At 35.8% G+C, this 26321-nt stretch carries 25 protein-coding genes and 1 pseudogene; 22 read left to right on the top strand and 4 right to left on the bottom strand.

Going from position 1 to position 26321, the window contains the following annotated elements:
• Nucleotides 1–167 precede the first annotated feature (167 nt).
• Nucleotides 168–1040: an AraC family transcriptional regulator gene (locus DZB84_RS18100; RefSeq protein ID WP_116353736.1), complete on the top strand. Its 873-nt coding sequence runs from the start codon at nt 168–170 to the stop codon at nt 1038–1040.
• Nucleotides 1041–1270: 230 nt separating this feature from the next.
• On the opposite strand, the gene DZB84_RS18095 is transcribed toward DZB84_RS18100, so the two are convergent.
• A complete protein-coding gene (locus tag DZB84_RS18095) occupies nt 1271–2269 on the bottom strand; it encodes a DUF2268 domain-containing putative Zn-dependent protease (protein ID WP_116353735.1) in 999 nt (332 codons plus the stop codon).
• Between the two features lie 316 nt (nt 2270–2585).
• Here DZB84_RS18095 and DZB84_RS18090 point away from each other — a divergent pair.
• From DZB84_RS18090 to DZB84_RS18020, 13 genes and pseudogenes are all read left to right on the top strand, one after another.
• Nucleotides 2586–2873: pseudogene (locus tag DZB84_RS18090) on the top strand (GNAT family N-acetyltransferase); the annotation flags it as partial.
• Nucleotides 2874–3014: 141 nt separating this feature from the next.
• The gene (locus DZB84_RS18085) at nt 3015–3302 is read left to right on the top strand and encodes a hypothetical protein (RefSeq protein WP_116353734.1); all 288 of its coding nucleotides are present in this window, start codon (nt 3015–3017) and stop codon (nt 3300–3302) included.
• Between the two features lie 108 nt (nt 3303–3410).
• Nucleotides 3411–4091, top strand: coding sequence for a response regulator transcription factor (locus DZB84_RS18080; RefSeq protein ID WP_116353733.1), 681 nt, complete (start codon nt 3411–3413; stop codon nt 4089–4091).
• A gap of 94 nt (nt 4092–4185) precedes the next feature.
• Nucleotides 4186–5106 (top strand): ATP-binding cassette domain-containing protein, encoded by a 921-nt coding sequence (locus DZB84_RS18075; RefSeq protein WP_116353732.1) that lies wholly within the window; start codon nt 4186–4188, stop codon nt 5104–5106.
• Nucleotides 5099–5845, top strand: a complete 747-nt coding sequence (locus DZB84_RS18070; protein ID WP_116353731.1) for an ABC transporter permease — start codon at nt 5099–5101, stop codon at nt 5843–5845. The genes DZB84_RS18075 and DZB84_RS18070 overlap by 8 nt, the downstream gene beginning before the upstream one ends.
• Before the next feature lie 110 nt (nt 5846–5955).
• Entirely contained in the window at nt 5956–6774 is an 819-nt protein-coding gene (locus DZB84_RS18065) for a sensor histidine kinase (RefSeq protein WP_223254499.1), read from the top strand.
• Nucleotides 6775–6856: 82 nt separating this feature from the next.
• Nucleotides 6857–7717, top strand: coding sequence for a hypothetical protein (locus DZB84_RS18060; RefSeq protein WP_223254498.1), 861 nt, complete (start codon nt 6857–6859; stop codon nt 7715–7717).
• A gap of 933 nt (nt 7718–8650) precedes the next feature.
• Nucleotides 8651–9136: a DUF5412 family protein gene (locus DZB84_RS18050; protein ID WP_223254497.1), complete on the top strand. Its 486-nt coding sequence runs from the start codon at nt 8651–8653 to the stop codon at nt 9134–9136.
• Nucleotides 9137–9516: 380 nt separating this feature from the next.
• The gene (locus DZB84_RS18040) at nt 9517–10398 is read left to right on the top strand and encodes a GNAT family N-acetyltransferase (protein WP_116353727.1); all 882 of its coding nucleotides are present in this window, start codon (nt 9517–9519) and stop codon (nt 10396–10398) included.
• Between the two features lie 162 nt (nt 10399–10560).
• On the top strand, nt 10561–11364 hold the full coding sequence (locus tag DZB84_RS18035) for a class I SAM-dependent methyltransferase (protein WP_189655296.1): 804 nt from the start codon (nt 10561–10563) through the stop codon (nt 11362–11364).
• Nucleotides 11365–11506: 142 nt separating this feature from the next.
• On the top strand, nt 11507–11719 hold the full coding sequence (locus tag DZB84_RS18030) for a hypothetical protein (protein WP_116353725.1): 213 nt from the start codon (nt 11507–11509) through the stop codon (nt 11717–11719).
• Nucleotides 11720–11948: 229 nt separating this feature from the next.
• Nucleotides 11949–12914, top strand: coding sequence for an ornithine cyclodeaminase family protein (locus DZB84_RS18025; protein WP_116353724.1), 966 nt, complete (start codon nt 11949–11951; stop codon nt 12912–12914).
• Nucleotides 12915–13052: 138 nt separating this feature from the next.
• Nucleotides 13053–13526, top strand: coding sequence for a DinB family protein (locus tag DZB84_RS18020; protein ID WP_116353723.1), 474 nt, complete (start codon nt 13053–13055; stop codon nt 13524–13526).
• 734 nt (nt 13527–14260) lie between these two features.
• Here the strand turns inward: DZB84_RS18020 and DZB84_RS18015 are convergent.
• A complete protein-coding gene (locus DZB84_RS18015) occupies nt 14261–15175 on the bottom strand; it encodes a class I SAM-dependent methyltransferase (RefSeq protein WP_116353722.1) in 915 nt (304 codons plus the stop codon).
• Between the two features lie 92 nt (nt 15176–15267).
• The gene (locus tag DZB84_RS18010; RefSeq protein ID WP_116353721.1) at nt 15268–15717 is read right to left on the bottom strand and encodes an AraC family transcriptional regulator; all 450 of its coding nucleotides are present in this window, start codon (nt 15715–15717) and stop codon (nt 15268–15270) included.
• Between the two features lie 449 nt (nt 15718–16166).
• Between DZB84_RS18010 and DZB84_RS18005 the strand changes: the two genes are divergently transcribed.
• Complete coding sequence (locus DZB84_RS18005) at nt 16167–16922, top strand: SDR family oxidoreductase (RefSeq protein WP_116353720.1); 756 nt, start codon at nt 16167–16169, stop codon at nt 16920–16922.
• Nucleotides 16923–17216: 294 nt separating this feature from the next.
• On the opposite strand, the gene DZB84_RS18000 is transcribed toward DZB84_RS18005, so the two are convergent.
• Nucleotides 17217–18059, bottom strand: a complete 843-nt coding sequence (locus DZB84_RS18000; RefSeq protein ID WP_189655295.1) for a MurR/RpiR family transcriptional regulator — start codon at nt 18057–18059, stop codon at nt 17217–17219.
• 157 nt (nt 18060–18216) lie between these two features.
• Between DZB84_RS18000 and DZB84_RS17995 the strand changes: the two genes are divergently transcribed.
• The 7 genes from DZB84_RS17995 (at nt 18217) to DZB84_RS17960 (ending at nt 26294) form a co-directional block, all read left to right on the top strand.
• Nucleotides 18217–19092, top strand: a complete 876-nt coding sequence (locus tag DZB84_RS17995) for a DUF8171 family membrane protein (RefSeq protein ID WP_116353718.1) — start codon at nt 18217–18219, stop codon at nt 19090–19092.
• Entirely contained in the window at nt 19067–20791 is a 1725-nt protein-coding gene (locus tag DZB84_RS17990; protein ID WP_116353717.1) for an ABC transporter ATP-binding protein, read from the top strand. The genes DZB84_RS17995 and DZB84_RS17990 overlap by 26 nt, the downstream gene beginning before the upstream one ends.
• Nucleotides 20778–21596 carry an energy-coupling factor transporter transmembrane component T family protein gene (locus DZB84_RS17985; RefSeq protein WP_116353716.1) on the top strand — a complete coding sequence of 273 codons (819 nt, stop codon included), beginning with the start codon at nt 20778–20780 and terminating at the stop codon, nt 21594–21596. The genes DZB84_RS17990 and DZB84_RS17985 overlap by 14 nt, the downstream gene beginning before the upstream one ends.
• Before the next feature lie 15 nt (nt 21597–21611).
• Nucleotides 21612–22379 carry a PHP-associated domain-containing protein gene (locus DZB84_RS17980; protein ID WP_116353715.1) on the top strand — a complete coding sequence of 256 codons (768 nt, stop codon included), beginning with the start codon at nt 21612–21614 and terminating at the stop codon, nt 22377–22379.
• 377 nt (nt 22380–22756) lie between these two features.
• The gene (gene gucD / locus DZB84_RS17975; protein WP_116353714.1) at nt 22757–24223 is read left to right on the top strand and encodes an alpha-ketoglutaric semialdehyde dehydrogenase GucD; all 1467 of its coding nucleotides are present in this window, start codon (nt 22757–22759) and stop codon (nt 24221–24223) included.
• Between the two features lie 95 nt (nt 24224–24318).
• A complete protein-coding gene (locus tag DZB84_RS17970; RefSeq protein WP_116353713.1) occupies nt 24319–25269 on the top strand; it encodes a U32 family peptidase in 951 nt (316 codons plus the stop codon).
• Nucleotides 25270–25625: 356 nt separating this feature from the next.
• Nucleotides 25626–26294 carry a bifunctional 4-hydroxy-2-oxoglutarate aldolase/2-dehydro-3-deoxy-phosphogluconate aldolase gene (locus DZB84_RS17960; RefSeq protein ID WP_116353712.1) on the top strand — a complete coding sequence of 223 codons (669 nt, stop codon included), beginning with the start codon at nt 25626–25628 and terminating at the stop codon, nt 26292–26294.
• Nucleotides 26295–26321 lie beyond the last annotated feature (27 nt).

The raw sequence follows: 26321 nt of genomic DNA, 5'->3' as shown, positions 1-26321 counted from the left end.
TAAAAAGGTGCGTTGATCCATGAAGGATGAATGCACTTTTTATTGAAGTTATAAGGTAAAAGGGGCAGGGGAGTAAAAAGATATCAATAAACCGATAAAATGGTGCACATAAAGTCGGATGGATACAATCAACTCCTGGTATTCTATTGATGAAAGGAGGTCAAATAATGGATTTGCTTAAGAGTATGAATGATGCAATAAGGTATATCGAGGATAACCTTACGAGCGAAATAGACTTCAAAGTGGTGGCGAGAATCGCTCGTTGTTCTGAATATCATTTTAAAAGAATGTTTTCTTTTCTTGCAGGTATTACATTATCAGAATACATCCGCCGTAGACGACTTAGCATGGCAGCATTTGAGCTTACGAACAGTCATATAAAAATAATTGATGTTGCGATTAAATATGGGTACAGCTCACCGGACTCGTTTAATAGAGCTTTTCAAAATCTACACGGTGTTACACCATCAGAAGCAAGAAACACTGGACAGCCATTAAAAGCCTATCCACTAATGACCTTTCAATTATCAATTAGAGGTGGAGATGAAATGAATTACAGAATCGAACATAAAGAAGCATTTAGCATAGTTGGTATCATGAAAAGAGTTCCGATTATTTTTGAAGGAGAAAACCCGGAAATTACTGCAATGTGGAAATCGTTGACTATGGATAAAATAGATCAATTAACAAAACTCTCTAATGTTCAGCCGAAAGGGATGATTCAAGCATCTACAAATTTTTCTGAAGGACGTATGGAAGAAAAAGGAGAGCTTGATCAGTATATTGGCGTAGCAACAACACAAGATTGCCCTGACAACTTTTCGAAACTTGAAGTTCCTGCGTTAACCTGGGCGATATTTGAATCAACGGGCCCATTTCCTAGTACGCTACAGGAAACGTGGGGAAGGATTTATTCAGAGTGGTTTCCATCTTCCAATTATCAGGTTACAGAAGGCCCTGAAATTTTGTCGATAAAAACCAAAGATTTAACTTCACCATCTGTGACAAGCGAAATCTGGATTCCAGTTATGAAAAATTAAATGTACATTTTAGATCACTGAGCTGTATATGGCAGCTCTTTTTTTTATTCTTATGGGATGGTATGTTGTGAATGATTACACTTAAACAGAATTAATGCTTATTCTTCTTTAAGTAAAGGGGCAGCATAGTAGAAGAAGAAAAAACAGCTTTATAATTAAGTAGACAGAAAATGCAAAACAAAAAAGCAAAGTCAGAATGTCTCTTCTTTTGCAAGAATCTAAATAAACTTTTATTTTGAAATCCTATCTCCATATTTACTATTTGATAAAATCTCCTCCGCAGATAATACTGTCCAGTCTCTGACCGGGGTGGTGGGATTCTTTTCTAAAAAGGAATTCACTATTTGGTATCCAATTTTGTAGTTGGTCCAATGGGGGATTCCTTTGTTTGGATTTCCAAAATAATCGCCTTTTATTGTTCGGTCCTGTGACATTAAATTCTCTTTTAAGTGCTCCCACACTTCCTCCTCTTTTTGATTTGATAGAGGTTCTATCCACGGTATATTAATATCGTGGTAAAGACTTTTGGCAAAAGTGTCAGCTTTTCCTTCGAGAATAATTGAATCTAATAAGGTATTATAACTATTTACCTCTCCACTTTCCATATATACAGTATGGTGATATTCATGTGCAACAGTATACTCCAACAAATCCAAATTAAATGAAGATGGGTCAATCTGTATTATGATTACATCCTTACTAACTGCTAGCCCAGCAGTGCCACCCATTAGATTGATACCATACATGTCATCCGGATTAGGAGGAAATAAATACACAGTCTTATTCTCGCCTGGAAGGGTATTAGATGATTTAATCAAGGCTTGTTCTATTATTTTATTTATTTCATCTTGATTATTAATTAGAGAATATACAAATTCCTCCAAAGTTTTAATGTTTTTAGGAGTTGCAAAAGCCCAATTATCCTTTAGCCAATACCCCTTTCCTTTACCTAAAGTATCTAATTGAAATGGTTCGACAACTTTTTGATAGTAATATTCTTCCATCTTCTCGTGTTGTTCAATTTCTGAAACGCTTTCCAAGTAATCTAATATTTGACTATAAAAGGGTATAATTTTAAATTCCTGATTGCCATTCTTCACAATGATGGGGTTCTTAATAATTAATTCTTTAGGTGATTCAACTTCAATTGTTTTATTAGAACACCCGATAAGTAATACAACAATAACGGAAAATATGAAAAAAGGAATTAGTCTATTAATTTTAATCACCAACCTATTTTAAAAGCTATTTTTTAGTATACTCTAAATTTTCCTTTTATTCCAATTATAGTAAAACGGATTGATATAATTCTATCGCCATTAATTGCATGCCTGTTACTTTAACCCAATTGAAATGCAATTTAGGAAAACATGTTAAAGTTTGTGGAGTTACGTGTGCATTAGCAATCAAAATAGTAGGTGGTCACAAGAAAGGTGCAGTCTAGTTAAACAACAATTTTAACTATTTAAAGTCTAATTATGCTACAATAGCCAAAATGGAAAATTATCACAAAAGGGGGATTTATGTGAATTTATCTATTCGTAAAGAGTTGTTGGTTTTGCCAACTTTTCTCAAGTAAGAGAAGATGGAAAAGCTGAATTGGGTTCTATTTATCTTTATCCAGAATACCAAGGTAAAGGAATTGGTTCAGCTTTGTTACAACAAGGAATTAAAAATTTAGATGGTGTTAAAGAGATTTATATAAATGTAGAAAAGGATAATCAAATAGGAAAGACTTTTTATGAAGCAAAAGGGTTCGAAATTGTTAAAGAGTTTGACGATGAATTCGATGGACATATTTTAAAAACTGTACGAATGGCTTTGAAAATTTAATTAGTAAGCTAACGGGTGCTTCCCTTAAGAAGGAGAAGCACCCTTTTTGAAGAAGTAATTGTACAAAGTAATGCAAAAAATTGAGATGAAGCACATTAGTATTATTACACGACATTAATAAAAATATATGGAGGTATAGTCATGTGGATAATATTTGGGGTTATTGCAATAATAACAACTTTTATAAATCTTTTTATGTATAAAGCAGGAAAGGATTATAAGCTTGCTATGGCGATGGCATTATCATTTACAGCTTTAACAATTTGTGCAGATTACAGTTATCTAACTCGGTGGGTAAAAGTGGAAGATTGGGCGGCATTATCGGATGTAATTCCAGGTATGGCTAGAGCATTTTGGTTTTTGACAATTGTTTCTATCTTAGTAAATATAGCACCTATTCTTTTAGAACGAAAAGGTAAGAAACAATGACTTATTGTCACATCATTTATATAATATGCAATTAATATGTAAGTCTTTTAGTGTATAACTACCATGAAAATTAATAAAACGCTACACATTAAAAAATAGGTGATAAGTATGTATGAAGGAAAACGCATTTTAATCATTGAAGACGATCAAGAGATTAGTAGACTGCTAAGTGTCATTTTGGAAAAATCACACATGGAACCGGTCGCCGCTTATTCGGGCACAGAAGGTTTGTTGCAACTTCAGAACAATACGTTCGATTTAATTTTATTGGATTTGATGTTACCGGGCAAAAGCGGGGAGGAACTATTAAAAGAAATCAGAGAAACGAGTTCTATTCCAATTATTGTCATTTCAGCCAAAGTCGATATTGAGAATAAAGTGCAAGTATTGAAAATGGGTGCGGATGATTATATAACCAAACCTTTTCATCAAGAAGAAGTAATGGCCCGAGTGGAAGTCCAAATACGTAAAGCCAGTTTTCACCCGGAGCAATCAGCGGAAATAGGATGGCGAGAGCTTAGAATGAATACGGAAAAACGGTCTGTTACATTAAAAGAAAACGAGCTACAGCTGACAAATGCTGAGTTTGATATTTTAACATTTTTCATGAATAATCCTGAGCGTGCGCTTTCCAAAAGGGAGATATATGAAAGCATCTGGAAAGGGACCTATTATGGTGATGATAATACGATCAGCGTTCACGTCTCTAACCTCCGTAAGAAGATTTCCGAAATGACTACTGAAGAATATATTAAGACCATTTGGGGAGTAGGATTTATGCTTATCTGACTTCTTTATGAATTCTTTATGTTTTGCTTAAAGGATTTTAAAGACTTCTAAGCTAAACTGGAAATAACAGAAATTTAGTGGAGGAGTCGAAAAGATGAATACCATTATTAAGACGTATCAATTGTCGAAAAAGTTTAAGGAGGATGAGGTCCTTAAACCTCTTGATTTTTCATTAAAAAAAGGGGAAATCTGTGCACTCATTGGAAAAAATGGTGCAGGCAAATCGACATTATTCAAAATTCTTTCAGGGCAACTAATGCCAACAACTGGGGAGATTCAGCTCTTTGGGAAATCTGGTAAAGAAATAGAGTATGAGAAAAAAAGAATGGGTTTCATGATTGAAACACCTACATTTTTCCCGGATTTTACGGCAGTTCAAAATCTAGAATATTTCCGGATTCAACGGGGTGTCGTTGACAAGAAGCGTATTTATCAAGTACTGAAAATTGTCGATCTAGCAAACGAAAAGAAAAAACGATTTAAAGATTATTCCATGGGGATGAAGCAGCGATTAGGCATTGCCCTTTGTCTCTTAAGCAACCCCGATTGTTTAGTGCTCGATGAGCCAATCAATGGTTTGGATGTAGAGGGGATTATGGAAATCCGCAAATTATTGATGAAACTCAATCAGGAAAAACAAATAACCATATTAATTTCTAGTCATATTTTAACGGAATTAAAACTGTTAGCAACGCGTTATGTATTTATCAAAAATGGTGTAATTGTTGAGGATTTAAGTAAAGAGGCTCTTGAGGAGAAGAGTAGGAAACACATTCTCCTATTCGTTGATGATTCAGTGAAGGTGGCACAATTATTAGAACGGGCATATGCAGATATCCAGTTTAAAGTCCTTCCTAATCAAGTTATCTCTATCCAAAATCATGTAGAGAGCGGTGGAGATATTAATCGCCTCTTGGTTGATAATGGTGTGACGGTGAAGGAGTTTCGCATCGAAGCACTGAATTTAGAGGAATACTTCTTAGGATTAGTGGAGGAGGGGCATAAAAATGATTAATTATCTAAAAAGTGAAAGTTATCGGCTACTCCGTAAAAAAGGGACGCATATAACAGGCTTAATTTGTTTGTTACTGATTATCGCTGCTGCTGCCACCCTTTATTTTTTTGAACAGTTTGATCCGAACTTCCCTTATGCGACTAGTAAATTTTTCTATTCAAATGTAATAAGTGGCGGATTATTAATTGTTATCGTTGGGCTTATCTATAATTCAGCTCTCACTGGCAAAGATTTGTCTTTAATAAAGCAGTCTATTTCTTTCGGTATTTCTCGAAATATCATCTTCTGGTCTAAGTTAATCCTGACTTTAAGTTATTTTCTACTAACCTGTGTCGTTGGAATAGTTTTAATGATTGCGTTAGGTGAGAACTTGTTTACAGGTGAAAATCAGTCGGTACGAAATTTTCTAATTGCATGTGTCAATATGGCACCAATTGTTCTGAGTGGATTTTTCCTAGCCCACACGTTGAAGATGCTGAAGGTTGGAGAGGTTTACATTATTATCGTGCTGCTATTTGTATTTGGTCTTTCTGGGAGCTTGTTTAGGGTTTTTCGTCCATTTTCAGGCTTAAGAGAGTTACACAAAAATGCCCCGAATACATTGTTAAATGATAACTTAATGAGCTATTTGGATGGCGTAGCCCAATTCAACTACCACTATTGGGTTGTAGGTATCGTCATTTCCGTTATTTCTTTGCTGATTGGAGCAAAAAAGTTCGCAAATAAAAACATCGATTGAAAGAGAAGGGATGAATGAAAGTGAGCAGCTGGTGGATTATTATTATTTTGATTTTCCTACTGATTGTTGCCGTCTGCATACATCTGCTGTTCCATTGGGATGTCAAAAGGATGACAAAACAATTAGAGAGAATTAGTCAAAATTTCGGGACAAATGAATTAGTTCGTACAAATACACATAATAAAAATTTGGCTCGATTTGCAGCAAAAATCAACCAGCTGATTCAATTATTCAAACAGAACCAGCAGTCTGTTGAAAGAAGAGAAATGGAATTAAAGCAAGAAATCACAAATATCTCCCATGATTTACGAACGCCTTTAACATCGATCAAAGGGTTTTCAGAGTTGTTAACAGATCCGTCTATATCTGAGACAGATAGGAAAGAGTTTTTAGATATTATACAAAAGAAAATTGATAATCTTTCTATGATTGTAGATTTATTTTATGAACTCTCACAACTTGATTCATCGGACAAGAAGTTGACCATGGAAAAACAGTTTCTAGATCAAATTGTTGTGGAAACAATGCTAATGTTCTATGAAGACTTTGAGAAAGAGCAATTAGAGGTCCAAATGGATGAGGGTACTGTGCCTGCTGTTCTTGCTGACAACAAAGCAACCGTTCGAATTGTAATCAACATCATTCAAAATGCTTTAACTTATGCCAAAAGTTATTTAAAAATTAGTTTTGTAGAAGAGGAAGAGTATATATGGTTAAGGGCAGTAAATGATGTTGAGAAGATAAATGCTACGAAACTCCAACAGATTTTTAATCGAACATTTAGGTTGGATACTAGTCGAACGGGTACTCATCTTGGATTAGGACTACATATTGTTGATCAACTTGTTAACAAACAAGGTGGAAAAGCGGTAGCTAATGTTCATGAAAATGAATTTACCATTGAAGTGTCGTTTAGAAAGTGGGATTAGCGAGGTTTTGATGAACAGGTCATATTTGATTTCTTTTTTTATAACGGGTGAGATGATCAAGAAGCATTAAAGATGATTGAAATTGGGAGAAGAGGAGGGCAAAAAAATTAGGATAGTAATCAAAAGTCGGTCGCCAAAAACGGTTCTTATCATTCTTTTTTCCCTGATTTTAGTTTCGATATACGGGTACCATCGACTAGAGAAAGGCTTTGTATATCCGATTGTGCCTGTAGCGATCAAGGCCGATTTTTTATCGGAGTCATACTTTTCTGAGCTCTCAGAGCAGTATGACCAAATTCGCTCTGAACATCGAAAATGGTATATATTTGATAATTCAAAAGCAATTGCATCATACGCTATCCTAACGCAGATGATGGAGGATTTGGTGGGAAATCAAAAGCTTTTGAACGGGCACAAGCAATTTGAACTGTTTTTTGAGACATTTAATCAACATGTCAAACAACTCCCTTATATCACTGAAGAGATTCATTATTTTCGCAATGAATTGAATCGATATGGAGAAGCTCCTGAACAATTAGAAGAAATGATTGAACTAGTGGCATGTGGCAAATGGCAGCTATTCAGTGCTAGATATCACCGGTATGAAGTAAGCGAATATGACGCTGCTTATAATGTGAAGTTTATATCATTAAATGGTCGCTTTGAAGTTGTCTATCATGCTGAGACCGGTCAAATGGTAAACGATCCGGTAAACATGGGCACGTATAATTATGCGCCGGGGAGTATCCATCCATGGAAGTATTACCAGCATCATAAATACGATAAAGTTCCCTGGAAGAAATGGGGTAATACGAATCAGATTTCTTACAACGATATTACAAAGAGGCAGTCAAGGCATGGTTCAACGGAGCAAAAGAAAAGTACGGAAGAACTCCAAAATTTAATCAAAAACAAAATATCAGATTCACAGAAGTGTCGATAAGAATCTATCCTGTGGAGTAGCGGAGTTTCTTTTTATCATTGCTCCTTTGGTGGCATGGGGAGGATTTTTTACATGGGGTACATGACAAGAAGTATGGAAAGATGAAATAGGTAAAAATATCATTAAAAGTAGCCCGTATTCAGTTATCAAGTTGTTTTTATTTCATTTTTAATACTTTGGGTCATAGACCTCATCTTCATAAGCATGTTACAAGGATGGAGGTTCAACAAAATATGAAGCATTTAATAGGTTTGTATATTGTGATGGCACAAATGGTGTTTGTTACTTTAACAAGTTAATTTATTTTTAAAGGTGAGTATTCAGCTATTGCAAGTTGGATAATAGTTATGTTATTCCTTTTTGGAACCATCTTTTTTGCTAATGCAAGATATTATTTATCCAAAAAATAAAATATTTAATATGGCTGTCCAAAATTCCTCATCCTGAAAAATATAGGTAAAATTAGCTAACCCGTATTCTTTTACATTAACGAGTGCGATAATCCAAGAAGGATTATCGCCTATTTCTGTTGAAGTTACTAGCTAACGGTCAGGAAAGTTTAACAGTTGGAGGTTTAATATGTTCGTGCTTAATATGCTATTGGCAATAGCGGGAATGGCAATATTGTTTTTTATTCTGATTTTTTTTATATACAAAATAATACGAAACAAGAAGAACTTTTACTCTTGGTTTACCTTGACGATAATTGTATTCTTTTTGGGAGTTGCCATTTGGGAAGGTTTAAGTCGCTTCAAATAGGATTTTGCTTCTTATATAAGTAACGGATCAGTAGAGTTAAAGAAGAGTGATGCGAATTTACCAGTATTGAGATGATTTTTTTGAACTAAGAACGGGGGGCTTCTGATTTTAATTTTATTCGGTATCTTACTATCTCTCATTACTTTTATATTATTTTTGATTTTATGTGTATGGATGATTATTTCTTTCATTAAAAAGAAACCTTTTCCTAAAACGATGCTGATTGCAACGTTATCTGGGATTGTTTTGGTTTCTTCAATCTATATATATGAAACGTATTTTTTTACATTTAGTGAAATTGATAAAGAATTCACCGAAAAGGGACCTGGACCTGTAACTTCCCCTACTGAAAAATATACAGCAAATGCTTATTATGAACTATATGGTGGTGCAGCAGGCGGCGTTAATGTATGGGTAGAGATCACATACAATAATGATCACAATAAAGTAATGATTGTTTATTATGCCGATGCAAAAGATCATTTTTCGATGGAATGGTTAGATGAGGACACATTGTATATTCTAAACGATAATCCTGATTTTCCAAATTCAGATAGAAGTATTAAATTAGAAATCGGTAAAGAGATTTATCATGAAAATGGTCTGGCTTGCAAAAGTTTGTTAATGAAAGATAAATATGAGACTTGCTTTCAAAACTAATAAACCTTTCTTGCACAAATGGGGGATGTCATGTATAAGAAATTATCATTTATTTTATTCCTAATTGGATTATTGTCTATTGTGTTAGGAATGCCTTATTTATTAGGGTATTCATCCAATAAATTGTTAGCTTATCCTCTATATATTGGTTTGATAGTTGCGGTTGTATTTGCGCGAAAAATCAATATGAAAAAAGTATTTAAAAATATAAAGAAATGAAAATGTTGTTGTACTAAAGGGTGCTTTTCTTTAAAAAGAAGAAGTGCTCTTTTTTTATAGAAGTATATTTTAAGACTAAGAAAAACTTTAAAGCATATTATGTATGTAAAAATTGTAATCAATTATTACAAGTACCAAGAAGAATCGAGGAGATTAGATAAATGACTAAACCCGTCATTCGAGTTTATAAAGATTCAAGTGATTTAAAACGTATGCAGAAACTCACACAAGCGATATGGTCACTGGAATCTAATTACCATATTGGCGATCTAGCTTGGCAACGCTATCGACACGTTGGATTTGAGGATGATTGGATTACTGCAATTTGGGAACTGGATGGTAAACCAGTGGCTTGGGGATGGATTAGACTACCTGGCAGTTTAACATTTCAAGTTGACCCGAATTATTCTGAAATATCCAAGGTTGTCATTGAATGGTTTGAAAACATGACCGAAACCAATGAACTAAGGGTAACTGTCTTAGAAACAGAGTCTCATCTTATTTCAGCCTTAGAAGATTCTTTATTCACCCCAGTAGAAGAAGCTCCTGAAGTCCTCACAAAAATTTCATTGGATTGCTGTCCTTTCCCTGTTAAATTGCCAGATAAGTTTAAAGCTCGACATATCAAGGGCTCTGAAGATATAAAGAAACGAGTCGCAGTACATAGGGCTGCATTTCAATCATTAAGAGTCACAGAAAAAAGTTACTTGAATGTAATGAATACCTATCCTTACGATTCATCTCTTGATTGGGTAATAGAATCTCCAAATGGCGATTTTGTAGCATTTTGTTTAATTTGGTTTGATGAAGTTAACAAGGTTGGATTACTGGAACCTGTGGGAACGGACCCTGGATTTTGGAGAATGGGGTTAGCTAGCTCCGTATGTAAGCTTGCTCTCAATGCGTTGAGTGAAAAAGGAGCAAAAACTGCAATTGTTGTTTGTACATCCACGGAAACCTATGAATTTTACAAATCTATTGGGTTTGAACGATTTGCTCAAACAAAATCATTTCATCGTCTTAAAAATACAAATCATAATTAATCTTTAATTAATAGTTGGGACCGTCTTCCTAAGGAAACGCCCTTATAACTTCGCTTCTTCAACTATTGGGTGAGTTGATCTAAGAAGGGATTAACACTACTTTTATAGAATTGGTTGGACTTAACGAAGCAGAATCGTTGAATAAACAAGGGAGGGTTTAATTTGGAGAACATTGAAATTGTGAGGAAATTTTATGATGATACTGTAAAGTATGAGTGGGAACGCCTTGAACGTCACAAAGTAGAGTTTGAACTTACCAAACGCTATTTAAGCCGTTATATAAAGCCGGGGGACAAAGTGTTGGACCTTGGTGGTGGACCTGGAAGGTATTCTTTATTTCTTGCTGAACTTGGTTGTGATGTAACGTTAGCTGATCTATCAGAAAAAAATGTTAAATTTGCATTGAATAAAGCAAGTGAACAAGACCTTGCACTTAAAGGAATACAAGTAGATGCACGCGATTTATCTGCAATTGAAGATAGTCAATTCGATTTCGTTTTATGTATGGGGCCAATGTATCACCTTAAAAGCGAGGAAGATAGAGCTAAAACTATAAAAGAATGTCTAAAAAAACTAAAGCCAAATGGAATTATTTTCGTAGCATTTATTTCTTCTTATTCATTTGTGTGGGATTATCTTATTCGTAATCCTGAAATTATCTTAAATAGCGAAAGAAAGTTAGAGCTAAATAAAATTGTGGACGGTAAAGACTTTGCTGGAAAAGGGTTTTCAGATAACTTTTATATATCTCCTAAAAATGTACTTCCGTTTTTCAAACCATTTAATCTTGAAAAACTTCATTTACTAAATAGTGAAAGTTTCTTATACCTTCGTGAACCAGAATTACTCAAGCAGAAACCAGATGTTATAAATGCTTGGTTAGATTTGGCAGAGCAGGTATGTGAACGAGAGGATTTACTTAGTTTAGCTGAACATTTAATGTATATCGGTAAAAAAACGGAATGATTATACTTCAACTAACCTGTACGATGATCCAAGAAGGATAACGCACCTTTTTGTTGAAGTAATTGAACTAAAGGGGCAGTTTAGTTTAGAAAATAACATATAAGATGAAATCAAAAGATAACTAAAAAAGGGGGGTTAAAATGTGCATTGGGGAGATATGATTGATGAGTCAAAAATTTTCAAGTTAATTATTAAAGGTGCTTTTTGGACTTCTATGGTCATAGCTTTACTCATTATTTTTATGATTGGTAATTTCATTTTAAAAATTACGTTTTTAGATAATTATAGGTTTGATGATGGCGAACTAATACCGCCAGTTGAATCTACCACAAATTATGAACACTTTCTCAACTAACGGATGCTTTCCTGAAAGAAGGAGAAGCATCTTTTTTATAGAATTTATGGAACTAAGAGGCAGGATAGTTTAAAAATACTAGTTCCACATCACAAGATATGTCCAGATCGTTTTTTGTTATAAAAACCATCTATATTTATAAATTATTTAGATGGTTTATAGAATAGTCACTAATTATTAAGTTAGATAGTCTAATCACCATCTCTTATATAAAGGAGAATTCTTTACAATGAAAACATTATTACTGACTCGTACAGAAATACAAAATCTATTGGAGCCTTTAGAGCTTTACCCAGATTTAAAAGCAGCCTTTGTTTCATATTCTTTAACTCGTAAGATCCCAGCGCAACGGGTTCGTTCCAACCTTCCTCAAGAAAATACCAGTGTTATGCTCTTGTTCCCTGGACTCATCTCAAATATTCCAGCTTATACAGTAAAGGATCATGCTAAATTTCCATCTCATTCCCCTTCTATTAAAGGTGTTATAAACCTCCATAATCTTGAAACAGGACAACTATTAGCTATTATGGATTCTACCTATATTACTGCTATTCGAACAGGGTTATCTGGTGCAATTGGTACTCATTTATTAGCAAGAAGGGATGCTGAAAATGTGGCAATTATTGGCGCAGGAGTACAAGGTACAATTCAACTTCGCTCTCTTAACTATCTTAGAGATATCTCTAGAGTATTTGTTTATGACACATCTTTTGAAAAAGCAGATTCTTTTGCAAGAAGTATTACCGAGGAGTTAAAGATTCCTATAACTGTCTGTAATAGTGTTGAAGAAGCCATACACGAAGCGGATATTATTATAACTGCTACATGGGCAAGAGAGGCTTTTGTGTTTTCAAGCATGGTTAAGAAAGGTGTACATATTACGACTCTTGGCTCAGATGAGCCGGGTAAATGTGAAGTTAGTGCAGAGCTCATCGAGAAATCCATATTTATTTGTGATGATAGAGATCTTGCAGTGCAAATGGGAGCTATAGGTGGAGTAGGATTAACAGAGGATAACATTCATGCAGAAATTGGCGAGGTTATTAACGACCAACGTTTAGGAAGAACAAATGACGACCAAATTACAGTATATGGATCCGTGGGCTTAGCTTTCCAAGATTTAGTGGGAGCATGGCATGTCTACCAGAAAGCAAAAGAACTAAAACAAGGCCGATATATTGATTTTTTAGAATAGGGAGATTTATTCTGATTTTTACTCAACTAATGGGGCAGGTTACTTAAACAATAATAGGTAAGTGTTTAAATTGTGAAAAAATTCTCCATAGTATATCAATATATAATAGAATTAAAATAACAAGGGAGACGATGAAAAATGATCCACGCTAAAACGGTATTGTTAGACCAGTTGTTAGCCAATGCAAATGATAGCAGTTGGTATGTTTCCTTTCAAGAATCTGTTGAGGGGATATCGGATAAAGAGGCTAATTGGAAACCTGATGGGGCGAGTCATAGCATCGCAGAAATTGTTCAACATCTTATCTATTGGAATGAAGTATGGCAATTAAGGTATGAACAATCTAACGTTAATGCCGTACAGTCTTTAGATGATAATGCAGACAGTTTTCTTATTTCAAAAGATAGAAGTTTTACAGAGCTTAAAGATCAATTATTGAAGGTACTGTTACGCTGGCAAGAATTGATTACAGAAAAGAAGCTAGAGTCAAGTGTTAATGGTTTTCCAGTAGAAGTTGAGTGGTGGGCATTAATTGGAAACGCTACTACACATAATGCTTATCATATCGGTCAAATAGCCTATATACGTAAAATGAAAAAGGACTTCTCCTAATATGGTTCAAACTATTTTTGGTGAAGATTAGAATTACACCTTGTTCCATTAACACGTAGGACGGACTAAGTTTGTGAATAAATGTACTTCTAACTAAAGGGTGCTTTAGCACAACAACGAAATCCTCACTCGGCGGTCTTTTTCTCTATCGGGGCATGGTAGTTTAACAAAAATCGTATTTATCTTTTATTCAACGATCGGCCCAGTTTGTGAATTTGTTGTGGAAATGATGCTAATTTGTAATAATTAAAAAAGTGATCAAATTTCAATAAGAAAAAATCTTATAAGCAGGTGTAAATGGATTATGAGAAATCAAAATAAGGGATTATTAGTTTCCCAACTACTAATTTCTGTGAGTATCCTACTAATTACTATAACTCAAATGGAGAATTGGGTATCTTTCTCTTTATTTAGAAAGTCGGTCACAATTTTACTGATGATATTAGGGGTAGCAAATTTATTTCTTTTCGCTGTATCGTTCTCTAAAGGGAGATATTCAAGTAAAGAATCATAAGCAAAAACTTATAACAGTGGAACACTTCGAAAATGTTCCACTGTTATAAGTTATTCAACTTCAATTAAAGGGTGCGAGTCTTCCATAGCGAAGGATCGCTTTTTCCTTCAAGTAACGAATCAGAATAGAGTTTAATAAGCAATATTAATTGAATGTCTCATTTAAATAGAAAAAAGCCACTCAATCACCATTATCATTGAGAGGCTTTTAAATTAGAAAATTATTTCTTTACTGCGTGGATAAAATGAATTGTCTCGAATGCAGACAAATAATCCGTCCTATTTTTAAAGAAAAGCTCATTTATTGTGGTTGGTGATAAATGTTCATAAATTAGTAAACCTGATTTTTCTAATATATTCTCTATTTCGTTATAGGTGAAATTCGATTTCATTGGTTCTCCACTTGCTAAAGCCATTTTTACCATATTTTCAACTCTATTAGATATTCCTTTTTCTTTAAAAAGTTTTTCATCTGCATAATCAAAAACAATGGAGCTACCTGGTGGGACGTTAGCAAATAAATGATTGATCAAGGTCTTATTTTCCTCTTTGGTTAAATAATATGAAACACCTAAGAGGCTAAAGAAAGTTTTTTTGTTATTAAACCCTTCATCTGCTAGATCTTGGTGGGGAAATTTAGTAGTAAAATCCATAGAAACAAAATGAAGATTATTCGGGATATTAAGTTTAGCATCCTCTAACTTTTTCTTTTTAAATTCTTGTGTAGCTGGATGATCTATTTCAAATATCTTTAATCTGCTTTTCAACTCTGGATATCGGAAACAGAAAGTATCTAGGCCTGCTCCAAGTATGACATATTGTTTTACACCTAACCTAATTTCATTAAGTAATACTTTTTCGCAATAGGCAGAGCGTGCTAAGGGTATTGGGGAAAGTTGGACCTGTGTAATCCATTTTAAAATTTCCTCTGGATCCTCTTTAAATTTTTGCCCAATATCTCTGTTGAAAAACTGTATACCGTTAATCATATTACTGCTGATAGCTGAAAACTCTTCTTCGGAAATTAAATTTTTTGCCAAAAAATCATCAAAAATTTTGGGTGTGTCATATTTATTATGATATGCTCGACCGAAAGCCGAAACTAAGGAAGTTAAACTGGATTCATTTTGTTTCATACCCTTTTCCTCCCATATATAAAAGAATAAGATTCCCCTGGCCACTTCTCTATCATGTTAATTAATAGTGCTTATCAAGCAAATTAAGACCATTATGGTTTAACAGGAACACATATTTCGCAATAAGGGTTGCTAATCATATCACCAATGTATTTTTCCATAATTGGTTTGTTATCCATTTCATATCCATTGCTTTGTAGGGATAGAAAAATATCAGAATATGCTTTTTGAATATCCTCTGCTGTATGTTTGACTTCGTAAATAAGGTACTTTCCACCAGAAAGGTCTCCTTCAAAGACCGAATCTTCCACTTGATAATCACTTGGAATCACAATGCAAGCATCAAATCTACAGTTGTCAGGAAGAGTTAATTCTGGATTATCTTGTGGGATTGCAAATAGAATTGCCGACTCAAGAAGATTTTTCTCCTTAGCCCATTTTTTTAGCTTCTCCATTACTTCAAAATTTGCAGGACCATAAGGACCAATTCGTCGGATATAAGCAATACGATAGTCTGGAAATGTTTCTACTTTAAATTTCATCACTTTTATCTCCTTTCTTATCCTTTTTGTTTGCTACATTTCGAATGTAGCACGCTTTAAAAATAGATACACTTAAATTTTTAAAATTTTTGAATTTAAGTAGAATTATGGGGGGTTCTTATTAAACTAAAGGGTGCTTTATTTTGTGACAATCTTTGACTTAATTAATTATTCTGTTAACATCTAAATTAGAGATGTAATGAGAGGGGAATCTAGATTCTACATGTGGAAAACCTTGTAATGATTAATTAACTGGATAGAGACAGATCGTTTTTGCATAAAAATTATGGGTGTGGTCTGTCTATTTTTAATCATTCAAGGGATAAATGGTGTGGAGTTATAAATGGCCCGTTTACGAAGCAGTTACCTTTGTAGCTGCTTTATGTTGTTTCGGGAAATCTACATCTCTAATAACATCATCATAGGTCCCTTTATTCGGAGGGATATTAATGACTAGTAAACAAGATAAAATTGCATTTATCACAGGCGTAAGTAACCAAAGAGGAATAGGTGCTGCTGTATGTCGTAAGTTAGCTTCTCAGGGTATAAATATATTTTTTACTTACTGGAATTCCGATTCTGAGTGGCCAGATATATTTCAAAGTGAAATCTTAGAAATGGGAGTTCGATGTGAAGGGTTACAAATTGATTTATCTAAGTTTGATTCATACTTATTCCTATTGGATGAAGTTTCAAAAAGATTAGGTTTTCCTTCCATACTAATTAATAATGCAGCACATTCAGTTGATTCAAATTATATGGATTTAGATGCAAAGACATTAGATGAACATTACGATGTAAATGTTAGAGCGACTTGTCTTCTTTCTGTTGAATTTGCCCGTCGTTTTCAGAAAAAAGGTAGAATGTGGGGACGTATTATTAATTTAACATCTGGTCAAGAGCTTGGTGCTATGCCCGGGAATTTAGCATATGTTGCCTCAAAAGGTGCAATTTCATCCTTTACATTATCTTTATCAGCTGAGTTGGCACCATTAGGTATAACAGTAAATGCAGTTAACCCAGGACCAACAGATTCAAATTGGATGACGGAAGATATAAGAAAACATTTACTCCCTAAATTCTTAATGGGTCGTATTGGGCTGCCAGAAGACGCTGCACGCATTATTGCTTTTCTTGCTAGTGAAGATGCAAATTGGATAACAGGACAGATTATCCATTCTGAAGGTGGATTTTATCGAAGTTAAAAGGACAAATTCGTTGGTTATTCAAATTAAATAAAATCTTAAGTTAAAGAATAGGCTGCCATTTTGGCGGCTTTTCTATATTAAACACTTTAGATGCTATTCCAATAAGTAATTTTAATGCCGACAGAAGAACTGTCGTTTTTTTATAATCAAATCAGCAATAGCAGAGTTAATTCTGATACGAATTACTCTGCTATTTCAGTTTCTTCTACGTTTATTTTTATTGTTGAGGTACTCGCAGAGAAATTGTTAAATTTAATAAAGACATCGTTTTTTGTGATTTGGATTTTCAGTTTATCGCAATCGTGGCAGCTGATCCTTGTATGTTTTTCGTAATTCGCTAAGCTGCTCTAGATTGCGTAACGATTGTTCCTCTAGGAATTGACCAATACCGAGAATGAAACTTTCTATTAAAAATGTTGGAGCAATCATCGAGTGAAACTCCCATAGTTCTCCCCGGTTTGTGTAGAAAATATAATCCCCTTGGTCTTGAAAGTCAGAAATCAGTTGATCTGTAAGGATGATTGTTTTATAGTTCTTCTTTTTCGCGTAGTCAAGAATGACATAGGCTTCTTTTGTCATGGAAACAAATCCGAATAAAAATACCACGTCCTCTTCTTGAAAATGCAAAAGAGATTCAAATAATTCATGGCCACTCTTTGGGATGATTTCAATATCCAAGCCAAATCGCTTTAATCGGTGCTTCATTAGGACAGCGATACCTTCAGCAGAGGAAGGCGAGTGAATATAAAGTCTTCGACACGTAGACATCAGGGAAATGGCTTCTTTAAATCGACTTACATCGAGTTCCTCCAGTGTATGTTTAATCTGGAGGTCCATGATCGATAACAAATGTTCATGGATCTTTACCTGTTGTTTTTGGATTTGTGTTAATGAATGCTGTAGCTTCTTCTCGGGTGCTATTTGTTCATTTTGAATGATATTCGATTTAAAGGCTTTGAAATTTTCATATCCGATTTTTTTCCAGAAACGAGAAATCGTTGCATTGCTTATCTTCAATTCCTTTGCAAGCTCTGTCTCAGAATAGTATAAAATCCTATCTCCCATTTTCTTGATGAAATCAGCAATTTTGATTTGATTTGTCGTTAGTTGTGATACATCACAAGAAAAATTCATTACGATCTCCTCCAGTATTAATGTAACATAAAATGAAAAAAATTTTTCATTAAGATTATTTTGAAAATAAATTACAATTTCCTGATAATTCCTTAATACTAGATTTACAATCATTACCTACAATGAAGTTGATATAAAACATGGGGAGGGATTTATTATGGTAACGAAGCCATACGAATTAACGCAGTCTCAAAAAATGATGGTATTTATTTTATCAATGTGTCTTTACGGGTTAAGCAACATGTTTACAGAATTGGTTCCTTCAGTAAACTTAGGTCCAATTGAATTGTCCATTGACGCTTTTGCATTTATACCTTTAACATTATGTATTTTGTTCCATCCGCTTTATGCTGCGATTGGTGCATCAACTGGTGAAATCATCTTTGGTGAACTTATGCTTGGACAATTTGGTGGAATTGGGGAAATTGAAAAGTTTATACTTTTTTCACTTGGAATGGCAATCGGTGGTATGATCGTTCGCAATCCTAAAAATGCAGCGCAGGTCGGATTTGCTGCGATCGCGGGTTACGGTATTTTCCTCGTGATTGCTACGGTGGTTGACATTTTAAAGGTTGTCATTGGGGTAGAGGATTTTGAAGCAGTCGAAGGCTTGGCAGAGAGTATCTTTGTGGTCGAAGGGGTAGAGTTTCTAACGGATTTAATCTTCTCTGGAACATTATTTGTGTTACTTCCAACGATGTATTTAGTACCGCGATTATACGGAAAAATTGAACCATTACTAGGAATGAAGCCTCGCACAAGTCAAGTTCGAGTTTCAGCAGGAAAAGTATTTACACCGAAATTTGTGATTACTGCCATTATTTTATCTCTTGTAGCTTTTGGTGCTGAAACCCTAAGTGAAATGGATATTGAATTTGCGGTTTGGGAGCCAGAGTTTGTTGATGTATATGGTGACATGGTGATCTGGATTGTAATTGGTGTTGCAGCTATTTGTTCATTGGGTATCATTTTATTCTTATTGAAAAAAGGTAAGGAAAACAAATCAAATGAGGACATCAACCGTGCAGGCTAACCCATTCGTTAAGATTCAAAATGTAAGTTTTCAATATCCAGGTAGTGATACCAAAGTTTTAAATGGGGCTTCTTTAACGATAGAGGAGGGGGAGTTCCTTGCGATTATCGGTGGAAATGGTTCTGGTAAATCAACTCTTTGTAAAACGATGAATGGGCTTATACCCCGATTTTATGTTGGTGAATTTTCGGGGAACGTTGTTGTTGATGGATTAGATACGTCTGAGCATAATGTGGCAAAGCTTTCACAAGTAATTGGATATGTGTATCAGGACTTTGAAAATCAATTATTACGTCCCACGGTTATTGATGATGCATCTTTTGCACCGTTAAATTATGGGTTAGCTGATTTTAAAGAACGAGGAAAATGGGCGTTAGAAGTAACCGGTCTTTCTGACGTAGCAAATGAGTTTACCTGGCAGTTAAGTGGGGGAAAAAAGCATTTACTTGCGTTGGCAGGCGCAATTGCGATGAAACCAAAACTATTAATAGTCGATGAACCAGTTTCCCAGCTTGATCCCTATCATGCAAGGCAAATCTATGATGTTTTAAAAAAGCTGAACGAAACACATGGGATCACGATAATCACGATTGAACATCATGCAGAATTTATTGCAGATTATTGTAGCAATGTGGTGTTAATGGATAAAGGGAAAGTTATCTGGAAGAAACAGGTACGTGATGCCCTTTCGAGAGTAGACGAGTTGGTTTTCAGACAAATCTATCCTCCACAGGTTACCTTAGCAGCTTACCATGTGAATAAAAATGCTGAATACCCGATTACTATAGAAGAAGCTGTTGAGTATTTTGGCGGGAGAATACCTGTTGTTGATGAGCTAGAGAACGTAAAACAAGAGAGTACAAACCCCATTCTTTCATTACGGGATATTACAGTTCACTACCGTTCCATTCAAAAACAACCAAAGGCTGCGCTAAAAAACGTTTCGACCACATTTTTTAAGGGAGATAAGGTTGCTTTGGTTGGAAACAATGGTTCGGGTAAATCTACTCTCTTAAAAGTCATAAGTGGGATTGTGAAACGTTCAGATGGAGATATTGAGTTTACGAATCTTCCAATCACGAAGTTTACGCCTGAAGTCATGTCAAACCATGTCGCCTATATTTATCAAAATCCTGAGGAAATGTTTATTGATGATAGTGTTCGAAAGGAAATTGAATATTACTTAAAAGCGAGAAAAGTGGAGGATTATTCAACAAAAGTTGATCGGATTTTGGCTGATTTCGATTTAATTGACTTGCAAGATCGAGATGCCCGTTTATTAAGCGGTGGTCAACAACGACGTGTTTCTCTGGCGATTGGTGTTGCGATGAGTCCTTCAATCATTATTTTAGATGAGCCTACTGCTAATCTAGATATTGCTACGAAAAATAAAGTAGTTTTGATGCTTAAGAAGCTTGAAGAACATGTCGATACAGTGATCATTGCAACACATGATATGCAGCTTGTGGCGGAATGGGCGAATCGAATCCTCGTCATGCACGATGGGCAACTCATTAATGACGGCTCACCGGAAGAGGTATTATCTCATGAAGACATTTTGAATCGTGCTGGTTTAATTGTTCCACAGATCGTTACGCTTAGTAATCAACTTCAGTTTCCAATCCATTTAACAGTGGAATCCTTTGTTGAAAGTTGGAAACTCGCTAAAGAACGAGGTGAATTAGTTGGAACTGGCTAAATTTTTTCAAGATAAGCTTTCCCTAGAATATATAAAAAATGAGCTTGTGAGAACAGCCTATAGTGTGGAAGAAAACATGTTAACAAGGCTTGATCCGCGCGTCCTTCTTATTTGGTATTGTTATTTTGGGATTGTTCCATGGTTCATTTATAGCCACACAATCTTAATCGGCTATTTTATCTTTATGGTTTTCTTAACCTATAAAGCGAAGGTTAGCCCACTTATACTTACTGTTCTTATTTTGGGCTTAATAGGAGAGGTTGGTCTATTATTTCTCCTCTCTCTATTATTTGGTGGGAACATCGAGGCCATGCTCCCTATGTTCTGGTTAAGTATTAAACTAGCTAGCATTTCCCTAGCAAGTGTTTCTGTATTTTCAAGTTTGAATCCTGAAAAATTTAGTGACGCCCTACTGAGACTGGGATTTCCTGATAAGCTTTCTTTTAGTATTGCCTATGGCTATCGTATTTTGCCAACTCTTTTCGAGGAATTTCAACAAATTATATTATCCTATCGATTAAGAGGGAAATCGCCATCACGGAGTGGACTGCTTTACTGGCGAAAGATTGTCTATTTATTACGAATTTTTATTCGTTCATTTTATCCGTTAATGCTAAATACGGCAAAGCGTTCGCGCACAACGGTAGAGGCATTGGAAACAAAAGGATTTACTTATGGAACCAATAATCGCAAGCTCATCCAATTAAAGACGGGTTATTTAAAACTAACTTATTTGGATTATGCATTTATTTTTATAACATTTTTCTATTTACTGATTGTTCATAGTTTACATTTTGTTCTATAAAAGGAGTGCGGTACATTGAAGTTTGACTTTCATACACACGGAAAGCTAGCAAAGGCATTTGACTTTTCGGTCGATTATTATATACAAATGGCAAAACATGCTTTAGAAAGCGGGTTGGATGGTATAGCGTTAACCGAACATTTTAATACGAAAAATTTTCATGAGGTTTATGACAAATTAGATGAGCAATTTCCTTACCAGGATGGATATTATAACATTTTAGGATTAAAAGTCTTTCCAGGCATGGAAGTGGATATCAAAGAAGTGGGGCATATCCTCTGTATTGGTGATCGTTCGGATATTCGGTCATTACGAGATGATTTAGAGGGGTATACAGAAAAAGACGCGTTTGTCCCATTTGCTAGATTATTAGAATTTGTATCTCGCTATGAGATGCTGGTTATCGGTGCACATCCATTTAGACCAAGTACCCCATTGAAGAATTTACATTCAGCTTTACTCATTCAATTAGATGCTTTTGATTTAAATGGCAAAGACCTGCATACACGAGGAATCGAGAAAAACCAAGAGGATGTCCATTCATTTGCGTTGGATCTTGGTAAACCAGTTGTTGGTGGAAGTGACACGCATCATTTTAAACAGTATGGTGCCGTTTATACGGAGCTTGAAAAATCTTGTTCAACGGTCAAGGAATTAAAGGATGTTATTTCAAACCAGGAGTTCACGATTGAAGTTGCAAGTGACTTGCATGAACGAGTCTCAGAAGCGATTCGATTAAAAGCGATTGAAAAGGCTAAGTTGGAATTGGAAAGCGTGAAGTAATAAACAATTAAGATACTTGTTAGGTCAAAGCCAGCGGATTGAACGCTGGTTTTTTAATATGTAAGCTTAAAAAGAACTTTAGTAGTTAAAGTGAAATTTTTTTGCACCTTACACAAATCCCTCCAATCGTCTTCTAAAAAAGCATCTCCGCGCTTATCCAATTTTTTTCTGAAAATGTGTTTGAAAATTTAAACAAGTGTGATAAAATGGCCTTAGTTTAGAATACATAAACTGAGTTTTATAATATAAAACAAAATCTTCTGATTCTCCTTGTTAAACCATACTCAAAGATCAAGCTCAAGGAAGTTCCCGCACGCATTAGAAAAGCAAAAACAATGTGTTATGAAAAAATTTTAAAATAAAAGGAGTGCGCTTTCATGAAAACTGAAATGAAGGAAAAAACGTACAAAAACTTTATTAACAATCAGTGGGTTGAGTCCCCATCAGAGGAAACCATCAAAAGTATAAACCCAGCAAATAAAGAAGAAATTGTCGGATATGTTCAAAGTTCCACGGTTGAGGATCTTGATCAAGCTGTGCAGGCTGCACATAATGCGAAAAAATTATGGAGGAAGCTAGGGCAGGCAGCTAGGGGTCAAATTCTATACAAAGTGGCAAATATCCTTGAAGAAAACCTGGAAGATATTGCTGAAACGATGACAAGAGAAATGGGTAAAACTCTCCCTGAGGCAAAAGGTGAAACGGCCCGTGGCGTTGCGATTCTTCGCTATTATGCTGGGGAAGGCATGCGGAAGGACGGCGATGTTATCCCATCATCTGATAAGGATGCGCTCATGTTTACCAAGCGAACGCCTCTTGGGGTGGTTGGGGTCATTACTCCTTGGAATTTTCCAGTCGCCATTCCCATTTGGAAGATAGCACCCGCCCTTGTATATGGAAACACGGTTGTATTTAAACCGGCAACAGAAGCAGCAGTAACTGCCGCAAAAGTAGTTGACTGCTTTGCTAAAGCAGGGCTTCCTGAGGGAGTCATTAATTTTGTAACAGGGTCTGGTTCTGTCATTGGCCAGAAACTGATTGATCATCCGCTCTTAAATGCGATTACCTTTACTGGTTCTGAAACTGTAGGTGAATCTGTCGCTAAATCTGCAGCAAGCCGAGGAATCAAGTTTCAGTTAGAGATGGGAGGCAAGAATCCGGTCATTGTTACGAAGGATGCTAATTTAGATAGTGCCGTTGAGGCCGTTATTAGTGGAGCTTTTCGATCTACTGGTCAAAAATGTACGGCTTCAAGCCGCGTCATTGTTGAGTCAGAGGTTTACGAGGCATTTAAAGAAAAGTTGATTCAAGAAACAGAAAAAATAACAGTTGGATCTGGTTTAAAAGAGGGAATCTGGATGGGACCTTGTGCAAGTGAAAGCCAGTTCCGTACCGTAATCAAGTATATCGAACAGGGAAAAGAAGAGGGAGCTTCTCTTATTTATGGAGGAGAACCATTGACAAGCGGTGAGCATGCGAACGGATATTATGTCACACCAACGATTTTTGAAAACGTAACACCAGAAATGAGCATTGCGCAGGAGGAAATTTTCGGTCCGGTCATCGCTCTGTTTAAAGTAACTGATATAGAAGAAGCGATTGACCTTGCAAACGAAACAAAGTACGGATTAAGTGCGTCAATTTTCACCACGAATATTGGTTCACTCCTTGAGTTTATCGATGAAATCGAAGCGGGCCTTGTCAGAATTAATGCTGAAAGTGCTGGTGTAGAACTTCAGGCGCCATTTGGAGGCATGAAGGCATCTAGCACTGGATCACGTGAACAAGGAGAAGCGGCGAAAGAATTCTATACTTCTATTAAAACTGTATTTATTAAGGGTTAATCTAAACGAATTGAAGGGGGATTCTGAATTTAGAACCCCCCTATGATGCATCCCTTGACTGTAAATAATCGAAATAGGAAAAGAGGGAATTTCAGATGAATGAATCCAGAGAGTTATTAGAAAAACTAGGTTATCCATCCACTGATTTAACAGAACTCCCTACCTCTAATAAAAGATTTCCAGACGGGGCTCAATACCGAATTGAACTGCCAAGTGTAGAAGGTCCTGTTGCGCTAGAAGAAACGTTAAAGGAAATCGATCATTATGGGTTAACGATTCACCGCGTTTCACAAGGTAGCGGCATCATGTTGCAAACGGACGAGGAAATTAAGGAAATGTGCCGAATGACTGCTGAAAGAGGAATGGAACTTAGCCTGTTTGTCGGCCCGAGGGGTACATGGGATATTAGTGCACAGCCATTCACGAGCGGTGGGAAATCCATAGGTTTGCGTCATGAAGGTGCCGATCAGCTTGTCTATGCGATGGAAGATTTAAAAAGAGGAGCTAAACTTGGACTCAGAAGTGCATTAATTGCTGATGAAGGTCTTTTGCTGCTGACGAAGGAAATGAAGAAATTCGGTCAGCTACCAGAGGATTTTGTTGTAAAAGTGTCAGTGCAAATGGGCGCCGCCAACCCAGTCTCTGTTAAATTGATGCAGGACCTTGGGGCAGGAACGTATAATGTACCAACTGCGCTTACGCTACATAAGTTAGCTTCCATCCGCCAGGCCATTGATATTCCGATTGATTTGTATGTTGAGGTACCAGATAATTTCGGAGGTTTTCTCCGCTATTATGAAATTCCAGAAATCATTCGGGTATTGGCGCCAGTTTATATCAAATTTGGTTTGCGTAATCATCCTGATGTCTATCCATCTGGAAAGCAATGGGAAAGCACCAACGTCTCACTAGTGAAAGAGCGTGTGCGCCGTGCTGCGTTGGGAATCCAAATGATTGAGCGCTATTACCCTGATGCTGTCACATCCAAGCTTGGTGCAGAAGGACTGGGCATTCCGAAAATGATTTCTGAGTCTGCACCGATATAAAAGATTCAGTAATAAGTCCTCTTATAGCCTATGATTTCAAATCTGGCAATCTGATTCCCATAGGTACTCCACCAGGTGGTGTCGGTATGGGAAGAAATCCTTATGTATGGTTAAAAGAAGGGGTCCAATTGTGTCTATTGAAAATATCGGAACCCTTCTAAATGATGAAAATACACATAATTCTACCAAAGAATTACTCTATTTTATCCTCTCAGTAAAACACTAATAACTAGCAAACACTCTTCTATGAATAACAAAAATTTCGACCCATCTTGCAATCATTTAATCAGTTTTATCAATAGGTTTGATTCTGGAGAGATTCGATTAAAAAAGTAAATATGAAACGGAGGAAATCCATGACTTATGATAACCTGGCTTACCTATTAGAATCAGGTGTTATTGCCGTTGTTCGGAGAGTCAGTCGGGAAAAAGTGCTTCAGGTTGTGTCCTCCCTTATTGCAGGAGGAATTACCGGCATTGAAATCACAATTGATTCTGAGGACGCATTGGGGGCTATTCAGGAGGTAAAAAACACATTTGGGGAAAAGGCAGTAATTGGTGCAGGCACTGTACTCAACTCCCAGTCAGCTGAAATGGCGATTGAGGCGGGGGCAGAATTTATTTTTGCGCCAACCTTAAATAGAGGAACGATTGAGCTAGCCAAAGGATACAAGAAAATTGTAATCCCTGGTGTTTTCACACCAACTGAGATTCTTCAGGCATATGAGTGGGGAGCAGATATTGTAAAAGTTTTCCCGGCAAGTACATTGGGGCCTGATTTTATTAAACAAATTCGTGGACCTTTAGGTCACATACCGATGATGCCAACTGGAGGGATTACCCTTGAGAATACGAAGGATTTTATCTCAGCGGGATCTGTTGCTGTGGGGGTTGGTGGTGCTCTACTAAGGAAAGACCTTATAGACAAGAATGAGTGGGAATCATTAACCTCACTTGCACAGCAGTTTGTTCAAAAAGTTAAGGATGCAAGAAGCGAAGAAGTTGTTAAAGAAAAAAGTGGATAAAAACCCAAGAAAATTATTGACAAGTCA

This window comes from Bacillus sp. HNG, from assembly GCF_003400205.1.
Lineage (GTDB): Bacteria > Bacillota > Bacilli > Bacillales > Bacillaceae_L > Ferdinandcohnia.
Note: the sequence above shows the minus strand (reverse complement) of the source record. Positions and strands in the feature narration are given on the sequence as shown.